Source organism: Streptomyces sp. NPDC002776 (assembly GCF_053592195.1).
Map to the genome: position 1 here is coordinate 41,875 of NZ_JBSFVG010000021.1, position 25,150 is coordinate 67,024.

General features: G+C 71.8%; 19 protein-coding genes. 8 read left to right on the forward strand and 11 right to left on the reverse strand.

Annotated features, from left to right (window positions below):
- Positions 1-187 precede the first annotated feature (187 nt).
- Complete coding sequence (locus ACWD11_RS30750; RefSeq protein ID WP_451286892.1) at positions 188-829, forward strand: superoxide dismutase; 642 nt, start codon at positions 188-190, stop codon at positions 827-829.
- A 119-nt stretch (positions 830-948) separates the two neighbouring features.
- Here ACWD11_RS30750 and ACWD11_RS30755 read toward each other — a convergent pair whose 3' ends face one another.
- Positions 949-1,599, reverse strand: coding sequence for a mycothiol-dependent nitroreductase Rv2466c family protein (locus tag ACWD11_RS30755; RefSeq protein ID WP_389416021.1), 651 nt, complete (start codon positions 1,597-1,599; stop codon positions 949-951).
- A gap of 136 nt (positions 1,600-1,735) precedes the next feature.
- Here ACWD11_RS30755 and pepN (ACWD11_RS30760) point away from each other — a divergent pair, with 136 nt between their 5' ends.
- Both pepN (ACWD11_RS30760) and ACWD11_RS30765 read left to right on the forward strand, forming a co-directional pair.
- On the forward strand, positions 1,736-4,312 hold the full coding sequence (pepN, locus tag ACWD11_RS30760) for an aminopeptidase N (RefSeq protein ID WP_451286894.1): 2,577 nt from the start codon (positions 1,736-1,738) through the stop codon (positions 4,310-4,312).
- A gap of 206 nt (positions 4,313-4,518) precedes the next feature.
- Entirely contained in the window at positions 4,519-5,580 is a 1,062-nt protein-coding gene (locus ACWD11_RS30765; RefSeq protein ID WP_451286896.1) for a hypothetical protein, read from the forward strand.
- 86 nt (positions 5,581-5,666) lie between these two features.
- Here ACWD11_RS30765 and ACWD11_RS30770 read toward each other — a convergent pair whose 3' ends face one another.
- The 4 genes from ACWD11_RS30770 to ACWD11_RS30785 all read right to left on the reverse strand — a co-directional run bounded on the left by ACWD11_RS30770 (position 5,667) and on the right by ACWD11_RS30785 (position 10,289).
- A complete protein-coding gene (locus ACWD11_RS30770) occupies positions 5,667-6,809 on the reverse strand; it encodes a serine hydrolase domain-containing protein (RefSeq protein ID WP_451286898.1) in 1,143 nt (380 codons plus the stop codon).
- Between the two features lie 134 nt (positions 6,810-6,943).
- A complete protein-coding gene (locus ACWD11_RS30775; RefSeq protein WP_451286900.1) occupies positions 6,944-8,716 on the reverse strand; it encodes a TIGR03767 family metallophosphoesterase in 1,773 nt (590 codons plus the stop codon).
- Between the two features lie 248 nt (positions 8,717-8,964).
- Positions 8,965-9,843, reverse strand: a complete 879-nt coding sequence (locus ACWD11_RS30780; RefSeq protein WP_389416016.1) for a pyridoxamine 5'-phosphate oxidase family protein — start codon at positions 9,841-9,843, stop codon at positions 8,965-8,967.
- Positions 9,844-9,845: 2 nt separating this feature from the next.
- Positions 9,846-10,289 (reverse strand): VOC family protein, encoded by a 444-nt coding sequence (locus ACWD11_RS30785; RefSeq protein WP_451286902.1) that lies wholly within the window; start codon positions 10,287-10,289, stop codon positions 9,846-9,848.
- Positions 10,290-10,399: 110 nt separating this feature from the next.
- Between ACWD11_RS30785 and ACWD11_RS30790 the strand changes: the two genes are divergently transcribed.
- Together ACWD11_RS30790 and ACWD11_RS30795 are read left to right on the forward strand one after the other, a co-directional pair.
- A complete protein-coding gene (locus tag ACWD11_RS30790) occupies positions 10,400-10,948 on the forward strand; it encodes a CGNR zinc finger domain-containing protein (protein WP_451286904.1) in 549 nt (182 codons plus the stop codon).
- Between the two features lie 166 nt (positions 10,949-11,114).
- On the forward strand, positions 11,115-14,405 hold the full coding sequence (locus tag ACWD11_RS30795; RefSeq protein ID WP_451286906.1) for a S8 family serine peptidase: 3,291 nt from the start codon (positions 11,115-11,117) through the stop codon (positions 14,403-14,405).
- 49 nt (positions 14,406-14,454) lie between these two features.
- On the opposite strand, the gene ACWD11_RS30800 is transcribed toward ACWD11_RS30795, so the two are convergent.
- Both ACWD11_RS30800 and ACWD11_RS30805 read right to left on the reverse strand, forming a co-directional pair.
- Positions 14,455-15,189: a hypothetical protein gene (locus tag ACWD11_RS30800; RefSeq protein ID WP_451286908.1), complete on the reverse strand. Its 735-nt coding sequence runs from the start codon at positions 15,187-15,189 to the stop codon at positions 14,455-14,457.
- Between the two features lies 1 nt (position 15,190).
- Positions 15,191-15,730, reverse strand: coding sequence for an RNA polymerase sigma factor (locus tag ACWD11_RS30805; RefSeq protein ID WP_389416430.1), 540 nt, complete (start codon positions 15,728-15,730; stop codon positions 15,191-15,193).
- 112 nt (positions 15,731-15,842) lie between these two features.
- Here ACWD11_RS30805 and ACWD11_RS30810 point away from each other — a divergent pair, with 112 nt between their 5' ends.
- Positions 15,843-17,954 carry a TerD family protein gene (locus ACWD11_RS30810; protein ID WP_451286910.1) on the forward strand — a complete coding sequence of 704 codons (2,112 nt, stop codon included), beginning with the start codon at positions 15,843-15,845 and terminating at the stop codon, positions 17,952-17,954.
- 109 nt (positions 17,955-18,063) lie between these two features.
- Complete coding sequence (locus tag ACWD11_RS30815; RefSeq protein WP_389416010.1) at positions 18,064-19,089, forward strand: aspartate-semialdehyde dehydrogenase; 1,026 nt, start codon at positions 18,064-18,066, stop codon at positions 19,087-19,089.
- Here ACWD11_RS30815 and ACWD11_RS30820 read toward each other — a convergent pair.
- Positions 19,086-19,559, reverse strand: coding sequence for a DUF1203 domain-containing protein (locus tag ACWD11_RS30820; RefSeq protein WP_451286912.1), 474 nt, complete (start codon positions 19,557-19,559; stop codon positions 19,086-19,088). The genes ACWD11_RS30815 and ACWD11_RS30820 overlap by 4 nt on opposite strands.
- Before the next feature lie 112 nt (positions 19,560-19,671).
- Here ACWD11_RS30820 and pepN (ACWD11_RS30825) point away from each other — a divergent pair, with 112 nt between their 5' ends.
- Positions 19,672-22,251, forward strand: a complete 2,580-nt coding sequence (gene pepN / locus ACWD11_RS30825; RefSeq protein WP_451286914.1) for an aminopeptidase N — start codon at positions 19,672-19,674, stop codon at positions 22,249-22,251.
- 57 nt (positions 22,252-22,308) lie between these two features.
- Here pepN (ACWD11_RS30825) and ACWD11_RS30830 read toward each other — a convergent pair whose 3' ends face one another.
- Genes ACWD11_RS30830 through ACWD11_RS30840 form a run of 3 tightly spaced genes read right to left on the reverse strand, consistent with a single transcriptional unit; the run spans position 22,309 to position 25,132 of the window.
- Positions 22,309-23,214, reverse strand: coding sequence for a LysR family transcriptional regulator (locus ACWD11_RS30830; RefSeq protein WP_451286916.1), 906 nt, complete (start codon positions 23,212-23,214; stop codon positions 22,309-22,311).
- 14 nt (positions 23,215-23,228) lie between these two features.
- The gene (locus ACWD11_RS30835; protein ID WP_389416006.1) at positions 23,229-24,149 is read right to left on the reverse strand and encodes a DMT family transporter; all 921 of its coding nucleotides are present in this window, start codon (positions 24,147-24,149) and stop codon (positions 23,229-23,231) included.
- A gap of 32 nt (positions 24,150-24,181) precedes the next feature.
- Positions 24,182-25,132: an EamA family transporter gene (locus ACWD11_RS30840; RefSeq protein ID WP_451286918.1), complete on the reverse strand. Its 951-nt coding sequence runs from the start codon at positions 25,130-25,132 to the stop codon at positions 24,182-24,184.
- Between the last annotated feature and the right edge of the window lie 18 nt (positions 25,133-25,150).

The window sequence follows — 25,150 nt, forward strand, 5'->3', positions numbered from 1 at the left end:
TCTCCGCTTCGGCTGCCCATGCGGCGAGCCGGTCGCGGTCGTAGACGACGAACGGGTGCTCGGGTCCGAGCGCCCGTTCTCGTTTTCGGCCGCCTGCGGGCCATCCGCCTCCCCCACTTCCGCGCTTACTGCTGCTAGCCTGCACTTGCAAGCTACTTGCAATAAGAGGTCGGAGGGGACTTCACCCATGCCCGTCTACACGCTTCCTGAACTGCCGTACGACTACTCCGCGCTCGCTCCCGTGATCAGCCCAGAGATCATCGAGCTGCACCACGACAAGCACCACGCGGCGTATGTGAAGGGGGCCAACGACACGCTGGAGCAGCTCGCCGAGGCGCGGGACAAGGAGCAGTGGGGGACGATCAACGGGCTGGAGAAGAACCTGGCCTTCCATCTGTCCGGGCACATCCTGCACTCGATCTACTGGCAGAACATGACCGGCGAGGGCGGCGGCGAGCCACTCGCGGTGGACGGCGTGGGCGACCTCGCGGACGCCATCACCGAGTCGTTCGGCTCCTTCGCGGGCTTCAAGGCCCAGCTGACCAAGGCCGCCGCCACCACGCAGGGTTCGGGCTGGGGCGTCCTCGCCTACGAGCCGCTGAGCGGGCGGCTGGTCGTGGAGCAGGTCTACGACCACCAGGGCAACGTCGGCCAGGGCTCGGTGCCGATCCTCGTCTTCGACGCCTGGGAGCACGCCTTCTACCTGCAGTACAAGAACCAGAAGGTGGACTTCATCGAGGCCATGTGGCAGGTCGTCAACTGGCAGGACGTGGCCCGGCGTCACACGGCCGCCACGTCCCGCGCGGACGTACTGCTGCTGGGGTCCTGACGCCCCTCGGTCGTCCCGCCTCGTGATCGTCTTCTCACCCTTCACGCAGGCGGGCGGAATGACGGAAGCCCCCGCGAGGACGTGACTCGCGGGGGCTTCCCGTGCGCGGCGCGGCGGGCTTACAGGTTGCTGAAGTCCGGGCCCTTGGTGCGGGTGCGCTTGATCTCGTAGAAGCCGGGAACCGAGGCCACCGCGAGGGTGCCGTCCCACAGGCGGGCGGCCTCCTCGCCCTTGGGAGCCGGGGTGACGACCGGGCCGAAGAAGGCGATCTGCTCGCCGTCGTCACCGGGCAGCGCGATCACCGGAGTGCCGACCTCCTGGCCGACCTTGTCGATGCCCTCCTTGTGGGAGGCGCGCAGCTCGGCGTCGAACTCGAAGTCCTTCTGGTCGAAGTAGTCGATCAGGTCGGCCGGCAGACCGACATCGGCGAGGGCGCCGGCGACAGCCTCCCGGGTCGGGCCCTCGCCGTCGTTGTGGATACGGGTGCCGAGCGCCGTGTACAGCGGGCCGAGGATCTCGGAGCCGTGCTTCTGCCAGGCCGCGGTCACCACCCGGATCGGCTGCCACGCCTTGGTCTCCAGCAGGTCGCGGTACTCCTCGGGCAGTTCGTCCAGCTTCGGCTCGTTCAGCACGGCCAGGCTCATGATGTGCCAGCGGACCTCGATGTCGCGGACCTTCTCCACTTCCAGCACCCAGCGGGAGGTCATCCAGGCCCAGGGGCACAGCGGATCGAACCAGAAGTCGACAGGGGTCTTCGCGGTCTCGGACATGGCTCTCCTAGGGAAGCGGTCTTTGACAGCCGCAACACCGGCCCCCGCCTCCCCCATTCCCGGCTGCCACCGCCCGAGCGCCCATGGCAGGATCGGGCCTGTCCGCATACTGAACACGCCGTGAGGAGCGCCACCCGTGCCCGGTGAGAACCTGACCCGCGACGAGGCCCGGGAACGGGCCGCACTGCTGTCCGTCGACGGGTACGACGTGTCCCTCGACCTGCGTTCCGCGGTCGGCGACGAGCCGGCGGACGGGCCGCGCACCTTCCGCTCGGTCACCACCGTCCGCTTCCGCTGCGCCGAGCCGGGCGCCACCACGTTCGCCGACCTGATCGCGCCGGGCGTCACCGCCCTGTCGCTCAACGGCCGGGACCTCGACCCGAGCGAGGTCTTCGACGGCTCCCGGATCACCTTGGAGGACCTCGCCGCCGACAACGAGCTGATCGTCGACGCGCAGTGCGCCTACTCCCGTACCGGCGAGGGCCTGCACCGCTTCGTCGACCCCGAGGACGGCGAGGTGTACCTGTACACCCAGTACGAGCCGGCCGACTCCCGGCGCGTCCACGCCTGCTTCGAACAGCCCGACCTCAAGGCGCCGTTCCGCTTCGAGGTGCGGGCGCCCGAGGGGTGGACGGTGTGGAGCAACGGCGTGGGCAAGCAGACCGACGGGGTGTGGCGGTTCGCGGAGACCAAGCCGATCTCGACGTACATCACCTGCGTGGTGGCGGGCCCGTACCACTATGTGACGGACTCCTACACCCGCACCTTCGACGACGGTACGACGCTGCGGATCCCGCTCGGCGCGATGTGCCGCAAGGGTCTCGCGCCGCACTTCGACGCCGACGACGTGTTCCTGGTGACCAAGCAGGGCCTGGATTTCTTCCACGACCACTTCGACTACCCGTACCCGTTCGGGAAGTACGACCAGGCCTTCGTGCCCGAGTACAACCTCGGCGCGATGGAGAACCCGGGGCTCGTCACCTTCCGCGAGGAGTACATCTTCCGCGGCAAGGTGACCCAGGCGTCCTACGAGAGCCGGGCCAACGTCATCCTGCACGAGATGGCGCACATGTGGTTCGGCGACCTGGTCACCATGGAGTGGTGGGACGACCTGTGGCTGAAGGAGTCCTTCGCCGACTTCATGGGCTCCTTCGCGACGGTGGGCGCGACCCGCTTCACCGACGGCTGGATCACCTTCGCCAACCGCCGCAAGGCCTGGGCGTACCGCGCCGACCAGCTGCCCTCCACGCACCCGGTCACCGCGGACATCCGCGACCTGCAGGACGCCAAGCTCAACTTCGACGGGATCACCTACGCCAAGGGCGCTTCCGTGCTGAAGCAACTCGTGGCGTACGTCGGCCAGGACGCGTTCCTGGAGGGCGCCCGCCGCTACTTCAAGCGGCACGCCTACGGCAACACCCGGCTCGGCGACCTGCTGTCGGTGCTCGGCGAGACCAGCGGCCGGGACATGGGCGCCTGGGCGCGGTCCTGGCTGCAGACGGCCGGGGTCAACTCCCTCACCCCGCAGGTGCTGCTGGACCCGGACGGCCGGGTCGCGGAGCTGGCGGTGGTGCAGGAGGCGCCCGAGTCCCACCCCGAGCTGCGGCCGCACCGGGTCGCGGTGGGCCTGTACCGCCGTACCGGCGGGGTGCTGGAGCGGTACGCGCGGGCGGAGGTGGACGTCGAAGGACCGCGGACGGTCGTGGCGGAACTGGCCGGGGCCGAGGCGCCGGAGCTGGTGCTGGTCAACGACGACGACCTGACGTACTGCAAGACGCGGTTCGACGAGACCTCGCTGGCGGCGCTTCGCCAGGGCCTGGGCGACATGACCGATCCGCTGGCCCGCGCCCTGTGCTGGTCGGCGCTGTGGAACATGACGCGGGACGCGCTGCTGCCCGCCCGGGAGTTCATCGACCTGGTGCTGCGGTTCGCGGCACGGGAGTCCGACATCGGCGTGCTCCAGATGCTGCACGCGTGGGCGGAGTCGGCGGCGGTGCACTACACGGCCCCCGGCCACCGCGAGCGGACGGACCAGCGGCTCACCGAGAGCGCGGCGCTTCACCTGTCCACCGCCGAGCCGGGCAGCGAGCACCAGCTGGCGTGGGCGCGGTTCTTCGCCCGGGTGGCGAACGCGGCGCCCGCCTTCGAGATGCTGACCGGGCTGCTGGACGGCACGGTGACCCTGCCCGGCCTGGACGTCGACCAGGAGCTGCGCTGGGCGTTCCTGGACGCGCTCGCCGCCCACGACGTCGTCGGCGACGAGGAGCTGGCCGCCGAACTCGCCCGGGACGACACCGCGTCCGGCAAGCGCCACCACGTGCGCTGCCTCGCCGCGCGTCCGCAGGCGTCCGTCAAGGCGCAGGCGTGGGCGCAGGTGGTGGAGTCGGACCAGCTGTCCAACGCGCTGGTGGAGGCGACCCTCGCGGGCTTCGCCCGGCCCTCGCAGCGGGAGCTGACGGCGCCGTACACCGAGAAGTACTTCGCGGCGATCGAGCGGGTGTGGGAGGAGCGGTCCATCCAGATCGGCATGATCGTCGTGCAGGGGCTGTTCCCGTCGCTGCAGGAGTCGCGGGAGACGCTGGACGCGGCGGACGCCTGGCTCCAGGCGCATCCGGAGGCCGCTCCCGCGCTGCGGCGGCTGGTGCTGGAGGCGCGGGACGATCTGGCGCGGGCGCTGCGCGGTCAGGCGTGCGACGCGGCGGCCGACGCCTGACCTTTGGCCACTGCTTAGTGCGTCCGTGACCGTTACGAAATTCGGGCAAACGGAGCCGTAACCCCTGGTCCCACCCGAACGGACCAGGGGTTTTCCGTGCCTTCTCGGCAGCCGAACACCCGTCCTTTAGGACGAGCTTGTCCGGAATTGTCGACGGGCGTGTAACAGGGGTTAAGAGGGGGACCGGACGCGGGCATTCCCCGGTCATGAACCACAACACCCCGCTCTCCCCCCGCCCCCTCCACCAGCTCTCCGACGTCCGGCGGCGCGTGCTGACGGCCGCGCAGCTGCGGGCGCACGGAGTCCCGGCCGCCGAGATCACCGAGCAGTGCCGGGCCGGCGGCCCCTGGCAGCAGGTGCTCCCCGGTGTGTACCTGCTCCACCCCGGTCCCCCGACCAGCGAGGAGCGGCTGCACGCGGTGCTGCTGTACGCGGCGCGGGAGCGGAACGTGCAGGTGCCGCCGCAGCCGGGCGCGCCGGAGCCGCACCGGCCGGTGTACACCGAGTCGATGATCACGGGCCTGGCGGCGCTCACCCTGCACGGTTTCACGGCGACGCCTCCGCTCACCGCCCTGGACACGATCGACGTCCTCGTCCCCCGATTGCGCCGGCTCCGCTCGACGGGCTGCGCCCGCATCGTCCGTACGGCCGCCCTGCCGGCCCCCGAGGAGGTCACGGGCCTGCCCGTGGCGCCGGTTGCCCGCGCCCTGACCGACGCGGTCGCCGGACTCTCGGACGCGGGCGCCGTACGCCGGCTGCTGACCGAGGCCGTCCGCGGCGGCCACTGCGAACCGGCGCCGCTGGTGAAGGAGTTGAGCCAGGCGAAGCTGCTGTCCCGGCCGCATGTCGTGGACGCCGTGGACTCCCTGCTCGCCGAGGGCCGGGCCATCGCGGAGGACCGCCTGTACACGATGGTCCGCGAGTACGGCCTGCCCGACCCGGTGTGGAACATCGACCTGCGCCTGCCCGGCGGCCCGCACCTCGGCGGCCTGGACGCGTACTGGCCGGAGCACGCGGTGGCGCTGGAACTGGACACGCGCGCCCCGCGCCAAGGCCATCGGCAAGGCCATCGGCAAGAGGAGGACGCGCTGTGGTCGGAGTACGCCCGCAAGCGCGAGCACCTGGAGCGCCTCGGCATCACGGTCGTGTACGTCACGCCCAAGAAGCTGAGGGACGCCATGGACCAGCAGGCGACCGTGGTCCGCACGGCGCTGATGGCCTCGGCGGACCGTGACCCGGCCGCCTGTGTCGTGGTGCTGCCCCGGTAGTGACGGACCGGAGAGGCATCAGGAGGGGAGAGGAGGGGCCGCCGGGCCGTGCCGGGCGGCCCCTCCTCATGCGCTCCCCCGGTGGTCTACTCGCCGCAGTACTCCGCCTCCAGGACCGCGTCGGCGTCCCCGGACCAGTCACCGTTGAAGTTGAACGACAGGGCGTGCCGGCCGTCGGCCGTGGTCACCGCCTCCGAGGAGGAGCCATGGATGCCGCCGCCGTGGCCCCAGACGGTGACGCCGCAGGACAGTTCGCGTTCGATCAGGCCCAGGCCGTAACCGGCGTTCGGGATGCCCTCGGCCCTGACCGTGGTCTTCATCTCCTTCAGCTGCTCGGGCGGCAGCAGCCGGCCCTTCAGCAGGGCCGTGTAGAAGCGGTTCAGGTCGGCGGAGCCGGAGATCATCTCGCCCGCCGCGTAGGCCAGGGAGGGGTTGAGCTTCGTGACGTCGTACGTCGGGCCCGTCGTCGACTCGGCGAGCTTGGAGTACGCCCGGCTGCTGGGCTGCGGGACGGTGACCCGGGTGCCGGGGACCGAGGTGGCGCGCAGGTCCAGCGGGGCGAGGATGCGGTCGCGGATCTCCTCGCCGTACCCGCGTCCCGTGGCCTTCTCGATGACCATGCCCGCCAGCACGTAGTTGGTGTTGGAGTAGTACCAGTCCGTGCCCGGCTCGAAGTCCGGCTTGTGGGTCATGGCGATCGCGACCAGGTCCTCGGGCGCCTTGGTGTCGTAGCGGTGCCGGAAGAAGCCGTCCTTGAGGACGTACGTCTCCACGAAGGTCTGGTCGTCGGTGTAGCTGAAGATGCCGCTGGTGTGGTTGAGGAGCCGGCGAAGGGTGATCCTGCGGCCGTCGTGGCCGTTGCCCTCCACCAGGCCCGGCAGCCAGGTGTCGACCGTGTCGTCCAGCGACAACCGGCCTTCCGCCTCCAGCTGGAGCAGCACGGTGGCGACGAAGGTCTTGGTGATGCTGCCGACGCGGTAACGGTCGTCCACGGACCGCGCCTTGCCGGTCCGCAGGTTGCCGACGCCGGCCGTGGCCGACCAGGTGCGGCCGTCGGTGCGCGCGCCGGCGGTCACCCCGGGCACCCCGTCCTTGACCGCCGCCTTCATGGCCTCGCGGGTGGCCGAGTGAGTGCCGCCCTCGCCCTGGGCGGCCGCGGGACCCGCCAGGGCGGCCGAGAGCGCCACGGCCGTGGCCGCCACCAGCATCGCCCGTACTCGTGTGGTCATGTCTTCCCCCTTCGTCGCCCGGCGCCTCGGTGCACCGGGCCGGTACGAAGGGCAGACCTGGGACGGTTGGGGATGGTTGAGCGTGAGTGGGCCGGTTGAGTGAGTCTCAGCCGTTTTTCTGCAGCCTTATCTGATCAGCCCTTTTTGAGCACCAGCTCGGTGTTCCGGTCGGCGCCGCCTCCCGCGAGGTCCGTCCGGGCACCGGGGGCGTTGAAGGAGATCTCGCGGTAGAGGGCGGCGAGGCCGGTCTGGGAGAGGTCGGCGAAGTCCATGCGGTGCGGGGCCGCGGCCTCCACGCAGGTGGTGAACAGGGAGATCGTGCCGTCCTTGTTGTCCGCCAGCTCGATGACCCGGGCGAGCTGCGGGAAGTCGACGTGCGAGGCGGTGGAGATCTCCCAGAAGGAACGCCCGCCGGGTGCCGGGTGCGGGGTGATGGCGTTGCGGTGGATGTGACCGTTGACCCAGGCCAGGACGTTGCTGTGGCCGGCGAGGAGGGCGATGACCTCCTGGCCGTTGTGCCGCCGCTCGTTCGGCCGGGCCGGGTCGCGGCGGGTGTTGTCCATCGTCTTGCTGGTGTGGTGGCTGAAGACGATGGCGTACGAGTCCGCGTTGTCCCGCAGCGTCCGGTCCAGCCAGCGCAGCTGGGCACTGCCGACGGAGCCCTCGTAGTGGCCGCCCGCGTCGGTGGTGTCCAGGCTGATGCCGATGACGTCGCCGGCGATGCGGAAGCTGTAGTACTGGGTGCCCGCGTCGAGGTTCGCCGAGGAGTAGCCGTGCCCGGCCGGGCCGACGCCCTGGAACGCCGGGTCGAGGTGGGCCTTGATGTACTCGGTCGGGGTGTAGGGCGCGCGCCGCTCGTCCGCGGTGACCGAGCGCATGTTCCGGGAGTGCGCCTTGAGCAGCTCGCGGAACTGCACGCCCTCGGGGTCCTTGGCCTTGCGCAGGGCTTCCTGGAGCTTCTTGGCCTCGGCCGCGGGCAGGCTCATCAGCTTCTTCCCGCCGACGGCGAAGTCGGTGAGCCAGGTGTCGCGGTGCGAGGCGTAGCAGCCGAGCGGCATGGCGTCGTGGTTGCCGACCGTGGAGTACCAGGGGATCGACAGGCCGGGGCTGCGCAACTCCCGCATGGCGGCGGCGAGGAAGCCCTCCAGGTACGGGAAGCCGAGCTGCTTGTCGGCGTCGCGGACGGCCGAGTCGGGCTGCCAGTACTGCTTGAGACCGCTGTTGAGGACGCCCTCGTAGTGCCTGGGGTCACCGGAGTTGGGGGTGATCCGGCCGCCGCTCATCACGGTGAGGAACCACTCCAGCTCGGTGCGGGCGTTGTTGTCGGTGTTGTCGCCGGTGGTCATGGCGAACTGGAGCGGGGCGCCGGTGACGGGGGCGCCCCGCAGCGCGTTGACCCGCTCGACCAGCGAGACGGCGCCGTGCACGGTCAGCGCCTCCTGCGGGCGCCAGGCGTGCACGTCGGTGGAGCGCAGGAACTCCAGGCGCATCGGGTGCTGGGCGTCGATGATGTGCAGGTCGGTGAGTTGCACGAACGCGGCGAGCGTCGTACGGCGGTCGGCGCGGCCCGACTTGGGGGCGGCCAGCTCGCCGCGGACCACCCGGGGCCAGCCGCGGCCGCCTGCGAGCCGGCGGTAGCCGGAGGTGCCGCGCGGGGCGGCGACGCTCGCGAGGGTGGTGCCCCGGGTGTAGGGGGCGAGCGGCAGGAAGGGCGCCCGGCGCCCGGAGGCGACCGGCGCCTCCTGGGCGGCGGCGGCCCCGGGGGTGCCGGAGGTGGCGGCCTGGCTGTCGGTGGGCCGCAGGGCGTAGCCGACTCCGGCGGAGAGGGACACCGCCCCGGCGGCGGCGAGGACGGTACGGCGGTGGACGCCCAGCGCGGAGCTGGCGACAGAGCGTATGCGCGACATGGCGCGGTCTCCCCGAGTGCGTGACGCGTCGGCAGTGGTCGCGGGGCGTCGCTGACGCGAACAACCCGCTCTCTCTGGATCGTTGGCACCGGGAATGACCTGCGCGTGAACGAGGCGGCAACGCGCAGCGCCGATCACCGTACGTGGATCTTGGGCTACCCTGCGCGCCCCCGGCCGCTCCTCGGACGGCCGGAGGACGGTTGCTCTGTGTTCATCTTCGCGGGTAACCGGGGGGTGTCGGGGCCCGCTCAGGGCCGCCCCGGGTTCGCGGGAGAGTACTCCGGCGCGGACCAGCGCAGGGGGACCGCGGCCGGGATCTCCGTCGCCTCGGACAGGGTGAACCGGACCCGTCGTTCGGGAGCGAACTCCGTACGGGCCTCGCCGGTGAGGTGCAGTGCCGTGCCCGTCGTCCAGTCCAGGAAGAGCAGCCCGGCGCGCGGGTCGGCGGCGAGGTTGCCGAGGGACAGGTACATGGAGTTGCCCGGGTAGTCCGGCCAGCTCAGTTCGCGCGGTGAGTCGACGCGGACGAAGCCGGGGTTGCCGCCGCGATGGCTGGCGTCGGCGCCGCCCTCGTGGACGCTGGCCAGGAAGAAGGTGTCGGCGGCGGCGAGGAACCGTGCCTGGGCGTCGGACAGTTCGGTGGCCGTCAGGGGCTCCCCCGGCCTGCGGTCGGGCAGGGTCTCGTAGGTCTCCCTCCGCTGGAGGTACTTCGGGCAGTTGGCGAAGACGCGGTCCGCGTCGACGGCGAGCCCGCCGGGGGTGGGCCGGAGCCGTCCGTTGAGCCGCATCCGGCGCCGGGTGCGCGGGTCGAGGGCGATGGTGCCGACCGGGGCGCCCTCGGTGGCGAGGGCCGCCGCGAGCGGGGAGGCCGCGGAGACCTCGCCCGCGACGGAGATCCGCCGGGGCCCGGTGGCCCGGACGAACCCGGGCGGACCGGCCAGCGGCGCCGCCCACACCCTGCCGGTCGCCGGGTCGGCGGCGCCGGCCACCAGCAGCGGCTGGAGTCCGAGGAAGGCGGCGGCCACCGGCTTGATGCCCTCCCCGATGGACCGGCCCACGTGGTCGGCGAGGTCCCGCACGCCGAGCCGGTCCTGCACGGCGAGCGAGCCGGCGTGGTAGACGCTCATGGCTAGAAGAAGCCGCAGGTCGGCGCGGACCCGTAGGGCGCGGGGGCGCCCTCGGCGCCGCTCGGCACCGAGATCTCCAGCCGGACGCCGTCGGGGTCGTGGAAGAAGATGCCGCCGGACCCGGCGCCCTCGGCGTGGGCCACCACCCCCTCGTGGGCGAACCGCACGCCGTACTCGCGCAGGGCGCTCTCGTAGGCGCGGACCCGCTCGATGGAGTCCGCCTGGAAGGCCAGGTGGTGCAGGCCGGAGCGGCTGTCGTCGTACGGTCCCGCGGCCTGCTGCCAGAGCGCGAGGACGAGCGTCTCGCCGTCCCCCAGCAGCGCGAACCGCCGGTCCTCCTCCTTGCCCTCGGCGAGCGGGGTGAAGCCGAGGACGTCCCGGTAGAAGGCGAGCGAGCGGTCGAGGTCGGTGACGTTCAGGCCGGTGTGGCCGGTGCGCAGTGCCATGGGTTTCCCTCCGCTGTGTCTAACCTGTGTAAGTGAGGTTAGTGGTTAGGTTCGGCGAGTGTCAACCAGTCATCTACTCTTGACCGGTTAGCACGGAAGGGAGCCCCCACATGTCCGAGCCCCGCATGCCCGACCCCCGCCCCCACACCGGCGAGCCGCTCGCGCTGGACCTGCTGAACACGCGCTGGATGCAGGACGGAGCCCCCCAGGACCTGCTGACGGACACCGACGGGCTAGCGCTCTGGCTCGCCGCGAACGGCCTCGACGGGACCTTCGCCGCCGACGCGACGACCCTGCGCCACCTCCTCCAGGCCCGGGACGGGGTGAAGGCGGCCGTCGACGGCTCACCGAAGGACGCGGCACCGCTCGTCGACGCCGTCCTCGCGCACGGCCGGATCCGGGCCACGCTCACCGCGGAGGGGCCCGGGGAGCTGCCCGAGTTCCCCTCCCCCGCCTGGGGTCCGGCCTGGCTCGCCGCCCGGAACTACCTGACGCTGCTCACCACCGCGCCGGACCGGATCCGGGCCTGCGCCCACGAGGCCTGCGTCCTGTACTTCTTCGACACCTCGCGCAACGGCACCCGCCGCTGGCACTCCATGGCGACCTGCGGCAACCGCGCCAAGGCCTCCCGGCACTACGCACGGAACAAGGAGGACTGACGCCCATCGGGCGACTTGCACCCTTTATCGGGTATCGCCCCGGAAAGGGATAGCGGGTTTTCCCCATCCCTGAATCTCGATTGGGTCAACTCTCCCCAAACATCCTTGCCTTGGGTAAGGCTGAGCGATCGCTCCACGCTCGTTCCTTTACCTACAAGGGATGCTGATGACCCACACCCCCCAGCGCGAACCCATATCGGGTGCCAGACGCGCGGCCCGGATAGCCGTGGCCGCGGGGCTCGTGGCCGCGCTCTCCGCCGCCGGACCGATCCCCCTGGCCTTCGCCGAGGACGCCCCGGCCGCGGCCGACCCCGCCGTCAAGTCCGCGCACGACAAACTCGGTTCGGACGACGCGGACCTGCTCGCCGACGCCAAGGCGGCCGGCGACAAGAACGTCACGATGATGATCGCGACCGCCCCCGGCCGGACCGAGCAGGTCGCCGCGGACCTGGACGCGGTCAAGGGCGGCTCCGTGGGCCGCGCCTACGACCAGCTCGGCTACGTCCGCGCCACCGTCCCGACGGCCAGGGCGGACGCCGCCATCGCCGCCGCGGCGAAGCTCTCCTCCGTGCACGGCATCGACCTGCGCGAGGAGATCCCGCTGGACGACCCGGCCGTCGACACCAAGGAATCGGCGTCGACCGCGGCCGCCTATCCGGCCCCCGGCAAGAACACCCCGGCCGAGAACCCGTACAACCCCTCCTTCGAGACCGGTGCCGTCGACTTCGTCGACGACCACCCGAAGGCGGACGGCCGCGGGATCACCATCGGTGTCCTGGACTCGGGCGTGGACCTCTCCCACCCGGCGCTCCAGAAGACCACCACCGGCGAGCGCAAGATCGTCGACTGGGTCACCGCGACCGACCCGATCGTGGACAGCGACGCCACCTGGCGCGCGATGACCACCAGCGTCTCCGGGCCCAGCTTCACCTACTCCGGCCGCACCTGGACGGCACCCGCCGGGTCGTACCAGGTCAACGTGTTCCGCGAGTCGGTGACCGCGGGCGGCGACGCCAAGGGCGACGCCAACCGGGACGGGGACACCACCGACGTCTGGGGCGTGCTGTACGACGCCGCGGCCGGCACGGTCCGGGTCGACCTGAACAACAACGCCGACTTCGGTGACGACACCCCGATGAAGCCGTACAAGGACGGCTTCCAGATCGGCTGGTTCGGCACCGACAACCCCGGCACCGACGTCGCCGAGCGCCAGCCGTTCGTCGTGGAGATCCGCAAGGACGTCCCGATGGACCCCTACGGCGGTGACTGGGTCGGGCAGAAGCGCGACTTCGTCAACATCGGTGTCATCGAGTCCGAGCACGGCACCCACGTCGCCGGCATCACCGCCGCCAACGGCCTGTTCGGCGGCGAGATGAACGGCGCCGCGCCCGGCGCGAAGGTCGTCTCCTCGCGCGCCTGCACCTGGACCGGCGGCTGCACCAACGTGGCGCTGACCGAGGGCATGATCGACCTCGTGGTCAACCGCGGTGTCGACATCGTCAACATGTCCATCGGCGGTCTGCCGGCGCTCAACGACGGCAACAACGCGCGCGCCGAGCTCTACACCCGCCTGATCGACACTTACGGCGTCCAGCTGGTGATCTCCGCGGGCAACTCCGGCCCCGGCACCAACACGATCGGCGACCCGGCCCTGGCCGACAAGGTCATCTCGGTCGGCGCGTCCGTCTCCAAGGAGACCTGGGCGTCCAACTACGGCTCGCTGGTGCAGAAGTCGTACGCGATGATGCCGTTCTCCTCCCGCGGCCCGCGCGAGGACGGCGGCTTCGCCCCGACGCTCGTGGCGCCGGGTGCCTCCGTCAACACCATCCAGACCTGGCTGCCGGGCCTCCCGGTCGCCGAGGCGGGCTACTCGCTGCCGGCCGGCTACGGCATGCTCCAGGGCACCTCGATGGCCTCCCCGCAGGCCGCGGGCGCCTCGGCGCTGCTGCTGAGCGCCGCCAAGCAGAAGGGCATCGCGCTCACCCCGGCCAAGCTGCGCACCGCGCTCACCTCGACCGCCGACCACATCAGCGGGGTCCAGGCGTACGAGGAAGGCGCGGGCCTGATCAACGTCGAGGACGCCTGGGACGCCATCAAGGACGGCGCCACCGCGCACACCTACGCGGTGAAGGCGCCGGTCGACACCGCGATCGACCAGTTCCTGAAGACCCCGGGCTTCGGCACCGGTCTGTACGACCGTGAGGGCGGTCTGAAGGCCGGCCAGAAGAAGACGTACGAGATCACCCTGACCCGTACGTCCGGCGCCGACCGCGCGATCCGGCACGAGCTGCACTTCGAGAACAACGCCGGGGACACCTTCCGGATCGTCGGCTCCGACGAGGTGAACCTGCCGCTGAACCAGCCGGTCACCGTCAAGGTGCAGGCCGCGCCGAGGTCCGCCGGGCTGAAGAGCGCGATCCTCGAGGTCGACGACCCGCGTACCGAGGGCATCGACAAGCAGGTCATGTCCACGGTCGTGGTCTCCGCGCCGCTGCAGTACACCTACTCGGCGTCCGGCTCCGTGCAGCGCAACAGCCACAAGTCGTACTACGTGACCGTGCCCGAGGGCGCCAAGTCGCTGGAGGTCGCGATCGGCGGGCTGAAGGCCACCAGCCAGACCCGCTTCATCGCCATCCACCCCTACGGCGTTCCGTCGGACACCACGTCCACGCCGAACTGCTACAACAACTACCTCGACGGCAACGGCTGCCGGCCGGACGTGCGTTCCTACGCCGACCCGCAGCCCGGCGTCTGGGAGATCGAGGTCGAGTCGCGCCGTACGTCGCCGCTGCTCGACAACCCCTACAAGCTGGACGTCACCGTGCTCGGCGCGGTCTTCGACCCGGAGACCGTGACCGTGCCGGAGGCCAAGGTGGGCACCCCGGTCGAGGCGTCCTGGAAGGTGACGAACAAGTTCGCCGCCCTCGACGGCAAGCTGTCCGGCGGTCCGCTCGGCTCCTCCAAGACGGCCCGGCCGACCATCGCCGACCACGAGACGCACACCACCACGGTCGAGGTGCCCGAGGGTGCCGCGTCCCTGGACGTCGCCATCGGCAATGTCTCCGACACGGCCGCCGACCTGGACCTGACGGTCTACGACAAGGACGGCAAGCAGGTCGCCCAGGCCGCGGACGGTGACTCGGAGGAGGCGGTCTCGCTCCCGAAGCCGGCCGCCGGCACGTACACCATCGAGGTCGTGGGCTACGCGGTGCCGTCCGGCTCCACCGCCTACGACTACCTGGACGTGTTCTTCTCCAGCGCGCTCGGCTCGGTCAGCGTCGACGGGTCGGCGCCGGTGAAGCTGGGCACGGGCGACTCCGCCACGGTCTCCGCGAGCGTCACCGTCGCGGCCGCCGCGCCTCAGGGCCGTGAGTTCTTCGGCCAGGTCGAACTGCTCAACGCGCGCGGCACGGTCGCGGGCACCGGCAGCGTGAAGATCGAGAACGTCACGCCGTAGCTCTACGGCTGTACCAGGGGCGGGCGTCCGTACGGGCGCCCGCCCTTTCTCATCCGCAGTCCAGGTCGCGGGCCTCGGGCAGCGAGCCGTTGATCCGGTCCCGTTCGCGGGCGACCTCCGTCCCGCCGATGACCCACATGTCCGGCGGGGCGCCCTTCTCCGGGACGCCGAACAGGACGTGGTCGCCCGCGCGCAGGCCGGGAGCGGTGTTCTCCTCGATCACCCAACTGAGGTCGTCGCCCTTCTCCGGCCCGGGCTTCTCGGGCTTCTCCGGCTGGTAGACCCGGGTCAGCTCCACGCTCACCCGGATCAGCCGCGGGTCGGTGGCGGGCACCGGTTCGGCGGAGCCGACCTCGCCCTCGGCGACCAGGTAGGCGCAGGCGAGATAGCGGGGGCTGCCGAACAGCACGCCCTCGGCGGTGTCCTGCTGCGCCTCCTTCGCGGAGCCGGAGGCCGAGTCGGCGCTGTTCGCACCCGGGTCGGCCTGCACCACCAGCCAGCCGAGCCCCGTCAGCACGGTCGCCGCGGCGGCCACCGCGAGGGAGCCGACGGCGAACCGAAAGGCACGGCGCCGCACCGGCCGTACGGGCACGGGCGCCGGTGCGGGCTTGGGCGGTTCCCCTCCCAGGGTCCGGCCGATGAGGTCCAGTTGCTCGCGCAGCGCGGTGATGTCGGCGGTGGCCGCGCGGTGTTCGGCGCGGTAGGCGGCGTCCGCGTCCTCGGGCAGGGGTTCGCCGGTGAGCGCGGCCATCAGCGCGTCCACGCCGTCGTGTTCGGCGGTCACGTCACACCACCTCGTCCTCGTGCAGGCGGGCGCGCAGAGCCCGTACCGCCGTGTGCAGCCTGCTCTTCACCGTGCCCTCGGGGACGGCGAGTTGCTCGGCGATGTCCCGTACCGGCAGGTCGGCGTAGAAACGCAGGACGACCACCTGGCGCTGGGCGTCGGGCAGTTCGTCCAGGCCCTGGGCCACGGCGAGGGAGAGCAGGCTGGTGTCCTCGCCGGAGGGGTGCTCGCCCTGGCGCAGGGCCGCGAGCCGCTCGCCGAGCCGTTCCTGGCGCTTCTTGGCCCGGTGCCAGTCCATGGCCAGGTTGGAGGCGACCACCGCCGCCCACGCCGAGACGTCCCGCGGCGCCTCCCGGCCGCTCGCGGCGCGCTCCAGCAGCCGCAGGCGGACCTGCTGCACCCCGTCCGGCAGGTCCGCCTGCGGCACCCCGCCGAGCGCGAGCACCGCCCGCACCCTGCGCTCCTGAGCCGCGTCCAGGGGATCGTCCGGTACATCGCGCACCGGGTCCCCCTGGCCGCGGCGGGTCTTTCCGCGCAGCACAGCCACCCCTCCCCTCGCCGCGTTTCCCCTATGACGCCGGTCCGGGCGGAAACGTTCGGCCCGCACTGCGGAATCTTTTCTTCAGATCATCTTCACTGTCACCATGTGCCTCATGACGCACATCACCAAAGGGGCCAACACCCCTGTCCCCGCAGGCCTGCTGAGGGTCGCCGTCTGCCGGCGCAAGGTTGTGGGGACGCCCGCGGTGGAGGTCTCGGCGCTGCTGCTGGACGCGGCGGGCAAGGTACGCGGCGACGCCGACCTCGTCTTCCACAGCCAGCCCGCGCATCCCTCGGGGGCGGTCCGGCACGTGGGCACCGGTGACAGCGGGGAACAGCTCGCGGAGTGGCTGGAGCTGGACCTGCCCCGGGTGGAACCGGCGGTGCAGCGGGTGCTGGTCGCCGGGTCCTGCGACGACGGCACCTTCGGGGCGGTGCCGGGGCTGGCGGCGCAGACCGTGGCGCCGGACGGCACGATCGTCGCGCACTACGAGGTGACGGACGCGTCGAGCGAGACGGCCTTCGTGCTCGCGGAGTTCTACCGGCGCGACGGCGCGTGGAAGTTCCGGGCGGTCGGGCAGGGCTACGACTCGGGGCTCGCGGGGCTGGCCACGGACTTCGGGATCGTGGTGGCGGAGGAACCGGTGCCGGTGGCTCCGGTGGAACCGACGGCTTCGGTGGGACCGGTGGTGCTCACGGGGGTGGCGAAGACCTCGGCGCCACCGCCCACCGCGGTCGTCCCGCCGCCCACCGTCGTCGTGCCCCCGCCCGCCGCCGTGCCGATGCCTGCCCCGGCCGGCACCGCTGCTCCCTGGAGCGAGGGATTCTTCGACTTCGAGCCGCACGTCCGCAGCGGCAAGGGCAGCTCCAAGATCACCATGGACATACCGTTCCCCCCGGACTCGGGACCGGTGATCATGGAGGCCCGGGTCGAGGACTACCAGTGGATCCAGGTCCAGCTGCCCGGACGCGACGACAGGATCTTCTGCCACGACCTGCCCGAGCACCACGGCCGGGTCCTGTTCGTGCCGCCCCGCAAGGGCGGACCGCTGCGGCTGAACGTGAGCTGTTCCGGGAACTGGAAGCTCACCGTCCTGCCCCTGTCGGCGGCCCGTCCGTTCGACGCCGAAACGGTCCGCGGCAGCGGCCCCGAGGTGCTTTTCTACTCGGGCGCCGAGGCCGATCTGAAGGTGCGGGCAACGGACCGCCACAACGGCTGGTTCCAGCTGAACTGCCACAGGGGCGACACCCCGGAGGAGCTCAAGCACCCGGAGCGGCTGGTCCACGCCTGGAACGGCAAGCGGGTCAAGGAGACCGTCCGGATCACCGAAGGCCCCATCCTGCTCTCGATCGACAAGAGCCGGCACCAGTGGGAGCTCACCACCTCCCCGGTGCCCGTCCCCAAAAGCGGCAAGGACGGCCGGACGGATGCCTACGAGGGCCGCGGCGAGAAGACGATCACGCTCGTCAACCCGCGGCCCGGGCGCCCGTCACTGCTCCAGTACGAGTTCACGGACGCCGGACGCAGTTACGACGTCGAGCTGAAGCTCGTCGACGAGTACGGCGACGAGGACGAGTGGCTGAACACCTACACGCACGGCACCCGCGGCACGGTCGTGATGTTCAGCCAGGGCCAGGCCGAGCGGACGGTACGGGTCAAGCACTCCGGCAAGTGGTCGCTGCGCCTGCTGCCCGAGGACGAGGCGCCGCTGCTCACCGGCCCGGCCGAGGGCAAGGGCAGCACGGTCCTGCGGTACCCGGGGCCGCCCACGCTGATGACCGTGCGCAAGACCTCGCTGGGCAAGGACGAGAGACTGTGCGTGTACGCCGTGAACCACCCGTTCGGCAGACCGGTGATCGTCGCCGACACCCACGGCCGCCGGCGCCCCTCGCTCGGTCCCGTCTTCGTCGACCCGGGCGGCTCCTGCTTCGTGTCCGTCTACGCCACCGACGGCACGAAATGGCGTCTGGAGCCGGAAGCGCCGGGCGCGGCGACCGGGCTCGGCCCGCGGAACCAGGGCGAGGGATACGGAGTCGTACGTCACACCGGACCCGAGGCCGAGATGGTGGTCGCCGGGTCGAGCGGGATCACGCACGTCTACGAACTGGACGAAAACCTGTTCCCCAAGCGGAAAATCACGGGTTCTTCCGGGCCGTACCGGATCCAGAGCGCAATCCTGCACGTCCGGGCGCTGGGCGCGTGGGTGATCGAACTGCGGCCGTGACGCGAGTGGCGTCCCATCCCTCGGGCAAACGATTGGACACAACGGCCTGGAGGGGACGCATCATGGAAACGTCCAGGCCACGCAAATGCGCCACAGCGAAGGAGTCACCGTGAGGGTCGGAATCGTCGGAGCCACCGGACAGGTCGGCACGGTCATGCGCAGGATCCTCACGGAGCGGAACTTCCCCGTCACGGAGCTGCGCCTGTTCGCCTCGGCCCGCTCCGCGGGGACGGTCCTGGACGGTGTCACGGTGGAGGACGCTTCGACGGCCGACTACACGGGCCTGGACATCGTGCTGTTCTCGGCGGGCGGCGCGACCTCCAAGGCGCTGGCCGAGAAGGTCGCCGCGCAGGGCGCGGTCGTGATCGACAACTCCTCCGCCTGGCGCAAGGACCCCCAGGTCCCGCTGGTCGTCTCCGAGGTGAACCCGCACGCCGTCGCCGACCGGCCCAAGGGCATCATCGCCAACCCGAACTGCACGACGATGGCCGCGATGCCCGTGCTCAGGCCGCTGCACCACGAGGCGGGCCTGGAGGCGCTGGTCGTCGCCACCTACCAGGCGGTGTCCGGGTCCGGGGTCGCGGGCGTGGCGGAGCTGCACGGCCAGGCGCAGAAGGTGGTCGCCGAGGCCGACCGGCTGACCCATGACGGCGAGGCGGTCGACTTCCCCGCCCCGCAGGTCTACAAGCGCCCCATCGCCTTCAACGTACTGCCGCTGGCCGGCTCGATCGTCGAGGACGGCCTGAACGAGACCGACGAGGAGCAGAAGCTCCGCAACGAATCCCGCAAGATCCTGGAGATCCCCGACCTGAAGGTCTCCGGCACCTGTGTCCGGGTCCCGGTCTTCTCCGGCCACTCCCTCCAGGTCAACGCCCGCTTCGCCCGCCCGATCAGCGCGGCGCGCGCGACCGAGCTGCTGGCCGGCGCCCCCGGTGTGGTCCTCTCCGACATCCCGACCCCGCTCCAGGCGGCCGGCAAGGACGCCTCCTTCGTCGGCCGCATCCGCGAGGACGAGACGGTGGAGCACGGCCTGGCCCTGTTCATCTCCAACGACAACCTCCGCAAGGGCGCCGCGCTGAACGCGGTACAGATCGCGGAACTGGTGGCGGCCGAGCTGAAGGGCCAGTCCCTCTAGTCCCTGGTGACCTCGTAGAGGAAGCAGCCGTACTCGACGGCCCGGACGTGGACGAGTGCCACGGCCGGGTCGTCGAACGCGTCGCGGAAGGCGTCGTCGTCCGGGGCGGCGACCAGCGCTCCGCCGAGGATGCGGCCGTCGGCCGAGTAGCGGCGGACGGTGCGGTGGGCGTGGGCGAAGGGGTAGCCGTCGCCCTCGTCCGGTCCCGCGCACTCCTCGGCGTGGAGGAAGACCGGGCCCTGTTCGTCGTAGGGGCCGGGGTCCGCGCCCGTCTCGGCCGCCCAGCGGCGCAGCGGCGCGTAGCTGACCAGCGCGATCCGCTCGCCGGGAGCGCTGCGGCGCAGACAGCAGCGCAGCGGCGCCCCGCCCTCCTCGTCGGTCAGCGGCACGGCCGGGCGTCCCGCGTCGTCGAGGGAGCGCAGCTCCTTGAGCGCCGGGGCGGGGACGGGTCGTACGCGGTAGCTCGTCATGCCTCCACGCTGCCGCCCCGCGACCCCGTTCACCGGCGGTAAACGGACATCGCCTTCCACACAGATCCCATGGAAGGATGACCGAACCCATACATCACGAGGAGATGACCGCGTGCCTGGCACAAACCTGACTCGCGAAGAGGCGCAGCAGCGGGCGAAGCTGCTCACCGTTGACTCGTACGAGATCGATCTCGACCTCTCCGGCGCGCAGGAGGGCGGTACCTACCGGTCCGTGACCACGGTGCGCTTCGATGTCGCCGAGGGAGGGGCGGAGTCCTTCATCGACCTCGTCGCTCCCGCCGTGCACGAGGTCACCCTCAACGGCGACGCGCTCGACCCGGCCGAGGTCTTCCAGGACTCCCGGATCGCGCTGCGCGGGCTGCTGGAGGGCCGCAACGTCCTGCGGGTCGTCGCGGAGTGCGCCTACACCAACACCGGTGAGGGCCTGCACCGGTTCGTCGACCCCGTCGACGACCAGGCGTACCTCTACACCCAGTTCGAGGTGCCGGACGCCCGCCGGGTCTTCGCCTCCTTCGAGCAGCCGGATCTGAAGGCCACCTTCCGGTTCACCGTGAAGGCGCCGGCCGGCTGGACCGTCGTCTCCAACTCGCCCACGCCCGAGCCCAAGGACGACGTCTGGGCCTTCGAGCCGACCCCGCGGATCTCCACCTACATCACCGCGCTGATCGTGGGCCCGTACCACTCGGTGCACAGCGCCTACGAGAAGGACGGCCAGTCGGTCCCGCTCGGCATCTACTGCCGCCCCTCGCTCGCCGAGTACCTGGACTCGGACGCGATCTTCGAGGTCACCCGGCAGGGCTTCGACTGGTTCCAGGAGAAGTTCGACTACGACTACCCGTTCCAGAAGTACGACCAGCTGTTCGTGCCGGAGTTCAACGCGGGTGCGATGGAGAACGCGGGCGCGGTGACCATCCGCGACCAGTACGTCTTCCGCTCCAAGGTGACGGACGCGGCGTACGAGATCCGCGCCGAGACGATCCTGCACGAGCTGGCCCACATGTGGTTCGGCGACCTGGTCACCATGGAGTGGTGGAACGACCTGTGGCTGAACGAGTCGTTCGCCACCTACACCTCCATCGCCTGCCAGGCGTACGCGCCCGGCTCGCGCTGGCCGCACTCGTGGACCACGTTCGCCAACTCCATGAAGACCTGGGCCTACCGCCAGGACCAGCTGCCCTCCACGCACCCGATCATGGCCGAGATCCGCGACCTGGACGACGTCCTGGTCAACTTCGACGGCATCACCTACGCCAAGGGCGCCTCCGTCCTGAAGCAGCTGGTCGCGTACGTCGGCATGGACGAGTTCTTCCGGGGCGTGCAGGCGTACTTCAAGGCGCACGCGTTCGGCAACACGCGGCTGAGCGATCTGCTGGGCGCGCTGGAGGAGACCTCCGGCCGTGATCTGAAGTCCTGGTCGAAGGCGTGGCTGGAGACCGCCGGCATCAACGTCCTGCGCCCGCAGATCGAGACGGACGCCGAGGGCCTGATCACCTCCTTCGCGATCCGCCAGGAGGCCCCCGCCCTGCCGGCCGGGGCGAAGGGCGAGCCGACGCTGCGCCCGCACCGGATCGCGGTCGGCCTGTACGAGCGCGACGAGGCCGGCGGCAAGCTGGTGCGCCGGGAGCGGGTCGAGCTGGACGTGGACGGCGAGCTGACGGCCGTACCGCAGCTGGTGGGCAAGCGCCGTCCGGCGGTCGTGCTGCTCAACGACGACGACCTGTCCTACGCCAAGGTCCGCCTGGACGAGGAGTCGCTGGCCTTCGTCACCGAGCACCTCGGCGACTTCGAGTCCTCGCTGCCGCGCGCGCTGTGCTGGGCGTCGGCGTGGGACATGACGCGGGACGCCGAACTCGCCGCCCGGGACTACCTCTCGCTGGTCCTGTCCGGCATCGGCAAGGAGTCGGACATCGGTGTCGTGCAGTCGCTGCACCGGCAGGTGAAGCTGGCGATCGACCTGTACGCCGACCCGGCCGCCCGGGAGGCGCTGCTGGCCCGCTGGACCGAGGCGACGCTCGCGCATCTGCGGGCGGCCGAGGCGGGCAGCGACCACCAGCTCGCGTGGGCGCGCGCCTTCGCGGCCGCGGCCCGTACGCCGGAGCAGCTCGATCTGCTGGAGGCGCTGCTGGCCGGCTCGCGGTCCATCGAGGGCCTGGCCGTGGACACGGAACTGCGCTGGGCGTTCGTGCACCGCCTGGCCGCGGTGGGCCGCTTCGACGAGGCGGAGATCGCGGGCGAGTACGAGCGGGACCGGACGGCGGCCGGTGAGCGGCACGCGGCCACCGCCCGTGCGGCCCGCCCGACCGCGGAGGCGAAGGCGGCGGCCTGGGCCTCGGTCATCGAGTCGGACAAGCTCCCGAACGCGCTGCAGGAGGCGGTGATCGGCGGCTTCGTCCAGACGGACCAGCGGGAGCTGCTGGCGCCGTACACGGACCGGTACTTCGAGGTCCTGAAGGGCATCTGGGGCAGCCGCTCGCACGAGATCGCCCAGCAGATCGCGACCGGCCTGTACCCGACGCTCCAGGTCTCCGAGGAGACCCTGGCGAAGACGGACGCCTGGCTGGCCTCCGCCGAGCCGGGCGCGGCCCTGCGCCGGCTGGTCTCGGAGTCCCGGGCGGGCGTGGAGCGCGCCCTGCGGGCCCAGGCGGCGGACGCGGCGGCGACGGCCGAGTAGCCGACGGTACGGATACCAGGAGGGGCGCCCGGTGCTACACCGGGCGCCCCTTCGCGCTCAACTCCCGAGGCCCGCGGCAACCTCCCGCAGGGCGTCCAGCACCCGCCCCACCGCCGGTGCGTCCTCCGCGCCCCTGCGCACCGCGGCCACCACATGCCGGACCGGCCGCTCGGTGGCCAGCTCGCGCATCGCGACGCCGTCCCGGGGCACCGCGGCCATCCGGGGCACCAGCGCCACCCCCATCCCCGCCTCCACCATCGCGAGGATCGCGGTCCAGCCGGTCGCCGCGTGCCCCCGGTGCGGAGTGAACCCGGCCGCCTCGCACGCCCCCCGGGTGATGTCCGACCAGGGCCCGCTCCCGCCGAAGATCCACGGCTCCGCGGCGAGTTCGGCCAGCCGCAGGCTCTCCGCGGCGGCCAGCGGATGGTCCAAGGGCAGTGCCACGTCCAACGGGTCCGCCAGCAGGGTCACCCGGGTGAACCGGGCGTCCACCGCGCTCGGCGCCTGCGCCGCCAGCGACAGGGCCAGGTCGACCTGTCCGCCGCCCAGCAGCTCGTACGCCTCCCCCGCCTCGGCCTCCCGGACCTGCACCCGCACTCCGGGATGCCCCGCCCGCAGCGCCCGCACGGCCGGAACGACCAGCGCGGGTACGGCGGTGGAGAAGGCCCCCACCCGGACCTCACCGGCCTCGCCGTGCAGGTACGCCGCCAACTCCGCGTCCGCCCGCTCCAGTTGCTCGAACACCGCCTCGGCGTGCCGCAGTACCAGCCGGGCCGCGTCGGTCAAGCGCACCCCGCGCCCCCGCGCCTCCAGCAGGGGCACCCCCAACTGCTTCGCCAGGTTGGTCAGCTGCTGCGACACGGCCGACGGAGTCATCCGCAGCGCCTCCGCGGTCGCCGTCACCGTCCCGCGCTCCCGCAACGTCCGCAGAATCAGCAGCTTCCGGATGTCCCACTCGGCCATGGCCGCAACCTACGTCACCGCCGCGCCCCGGCCCCCAGCACCACCCCGCCCAGGATCAGCCCGGCGCACAGCACCTGCGCCCAGCCGACGGTCTCCCCCAGCAGCGCCCAGGACAGCAGCGCCACACACACCGGCTGCAGGTAGTACACGATTCCGGCGCGGGCCGCCCCGATCAGCGCGATCGCCCGGTTCCAGGCGAAGAAGGCGACGGCGGAGGAGGCGACACCGACGTAGACCAGCGGCAGGACCGTGTCGGCGGTAGGTGTGAAGCCGCCCTGCACCGCGAGGCTCACCCCCTGCGCCGGCAGCAGCAGGGCCGCGCCCACCAGGAACGTGGTGAACAGGAAGGCCGCGCCGCCCAGTTCGGCGGGCTTGCGCCGCAACAGGGCGCTGTAGCCCGCGAAGCAGCAGGCCGCGCCGATCATCCACAGGTCCCCGGCCGCGAAGTGCCCGCCGCCTCCGACGAGCAGCAGCACCCCGGCCCACGCGACCAGCAGCCCGGCGACCCGCCGCCCGCCCAGCCGCACCCCGCCCAGCCGTTCGAGGACCGCCATCAGCACCGGCGACGCCGCCATGATCATGCCCATGGTGGCGGCCGGTGTGGTCAACCCGGCCTGGTTGACGAGGGTGTTGTAGACGCTGACGCCGAGCAACGCGGCGAGCACCACGAATCCGAGGTGCCGGCGGATCAGCGCCCGCTGCCGCCAGGCCCGCCGGGCGCCGAAGGGGGCGACCGCCGCGAGCGCCACGAGCCACCGCCAGAACGCCTGCTGCACCGGCGGCACGCTGTCGTGCAGCGCCCGCGAGGTGACGAAGCTGCCGGACCAGACGAGCGTGGCGAGGGCGGCCAGCGCGAGGCCGAGGACGGGGGCTGCCGTCCTCGGCCCCGGCGCGCGGGAGGTCGTACGGGTGATCCGGTCGGCTGTGACAGCCACAGAGGTCCTTTCGCTTCGGTGATCGCGGGGATCTACCGTCGCAGTGCCGGACCTGTCACGTCCATCGAATCTTTTCGAGCGTTCCTTTCAGCAAAACTGAACGTTTGCACGGTACCGCCGCTGCTCCCTCCCGGCAGCAGCTGCCCGGCGACAGTCGCGCCCAGCGCCAGCGCCATGCCCGCCAGTTGCACCGGTGTCAGCGACTGCCCCAGCGCCGCCCAGCCGACGACCGCCGCCGTGAGCGGGGAGAGCGGGACCAGGAAGGTGACCTGGGTCGCGGTGAGGCGGCCGATGCCACGGAACCAGAGCCAGTACGCGACCGCCGTACCGGCCAGGGCGAGGTAGAGGTAGCCGCCGGCCGCGCGGGCGTCCAGGGCGGGCGGCGCGCCCTCGACCAGGAACGCGACCGGGGCGATCAGGACTCCTCCGACGGTCAGCTGCCAGCCGGCCAGGGCGGTCGGGCCCGCGCCCTCGGGGCGGCCCCACTTCTTCGCCAGCACGGTCCCGGTGGACATCGACGCGGTGGAGGCGAGGGCGGCGAGCACACCGAGGGCGTCCAGCGCACCGACCGCCTTCAGGACGACCAGTCCGACGCCGAACGCCGCGACCGCCCCCGTCACCAGCGCGCGTGCCGTCGGCCGCTGACTCAGCAGCAGCGCCGACAGGCCCACCACGAACAGCGGCCCGACCGAACCGACCACCGCCGCGAGGCCCCCGGGCAGGCGGTACGCCGCCAGGAACAGCAGCGGGAAGAAGGCGCCGATGTTGAGCGCGCCGAGCACCGCCGCCCGCCCCCACCAGGCGCCGCGCGGCAGCACCCGGGCCAGCGCCAGGAGCAGCAGACCGGCGGGCAGGGCCCGCATCAGGCCGGTGAACAGGGGGCGGTCCGGCGGAAGGAACTCGGTGGTGACGTAGTACGTGGTGCCCCAGGAGACCGGTGCCAGGGCGGTGACGGCGGTGATCGCGAGGCGGCTGGTGGCCATGGGACGCACCCTTCGGAG

Bases quoted from the DNA above. Each gene is read 5' to 3' on its own strand.
- ACWD11_RS30750 (WP_451286892.1), top strand. From the start codon at position 188: ATGCCCGTCTACACGCTTCCTGAACTGCCGTACGACTACTCCGCGCTC.
- ACWD11_RS30755 (WP_389416021.1), bottom strand. From the start codon at position 1,599: ATGTCCGAGACCGCGAAGACCCCTGTCGACTTCTGGTTCGATCCGCTG.
- ACWD11_RS30765 (WP_451286896.1), top strand. From the start codon at position 4,519: ATGAACCACAACACCCCGCTCTCCCCCCGCCCCCTCCACCAGCTCTCC.
- ACWD11_RS30770 (WP_451286898.1), bottom strand. From the start codon at position 6,809: ATGACCACACGAGTACGGGCGATGCTGGTGGCGGCCACGGCCGTGGCG.
- ACWD11_RS30775 (WP_451286900.1), bottom strand. From the start codon at position 8,716: ATGTCGCGCATACGCTCTGTCGCCAGCTCCGCGCTGGGCGTCCACCGC.
- ACWD11_RS30780 (WP_389416016.1), bottom strand. From the start codon at position 9,843: ATGAGCGTCTACCACGCCGGCTCGCTCGCCGTGCAGGACCGGCTCGGC.
- ACWD11_RS30785 (WP_451286902.1), bottom strand. From the start codon at position 10,289: ATGGCACTGCGCACCGGCCACACCGGCCTGAACGTCACCGACCTCGAC.
- ACWD11_RS30790 (WP_451286904.1), top strand. From the start codon at position 10,400: ATGTCCGAGCCCCGCATGCCCGACCCCCGCCCCCACACCGGCGAGCCG.
- ACWD11_RS30795 (WP_451286906.1), top strand. From the start codon at position 11,115: ATGACCCACACCCCCCAGCGCGAACCCATATCGGGTGCCAGACGCGCG.
- ACWD11_RS30810 (WP_451286910.1), top strand. From the start codon at position 15,843: ATGACGCACATCACCAAAGGGGCCAACACCCCTGTCCCCGCAGGCCTG.
- ACWD11_RS30820 (WP_451286912.1), bottom strand. From the start codon at position 19,559: ATGACGAGCTACCGCGTACGACCCGTCCCCGCCCCGGCGCTCAAGGAG.
- ACWD11_RS30830 (WP_451286916.1), bottom strand. From the start codon at position 23,214: ATGGCCGAGTGGGACATCCGGAAGCTGCTGATTCTGCGGACGTTGCGG.
- ACWD11_RS30840 (WP_451286918.1), bottom strand. From the start codon at position 25,132: ATGGCCACCAGCCGCCTCGCGATCACCGCCGTCACCGCCCTGGCACCG.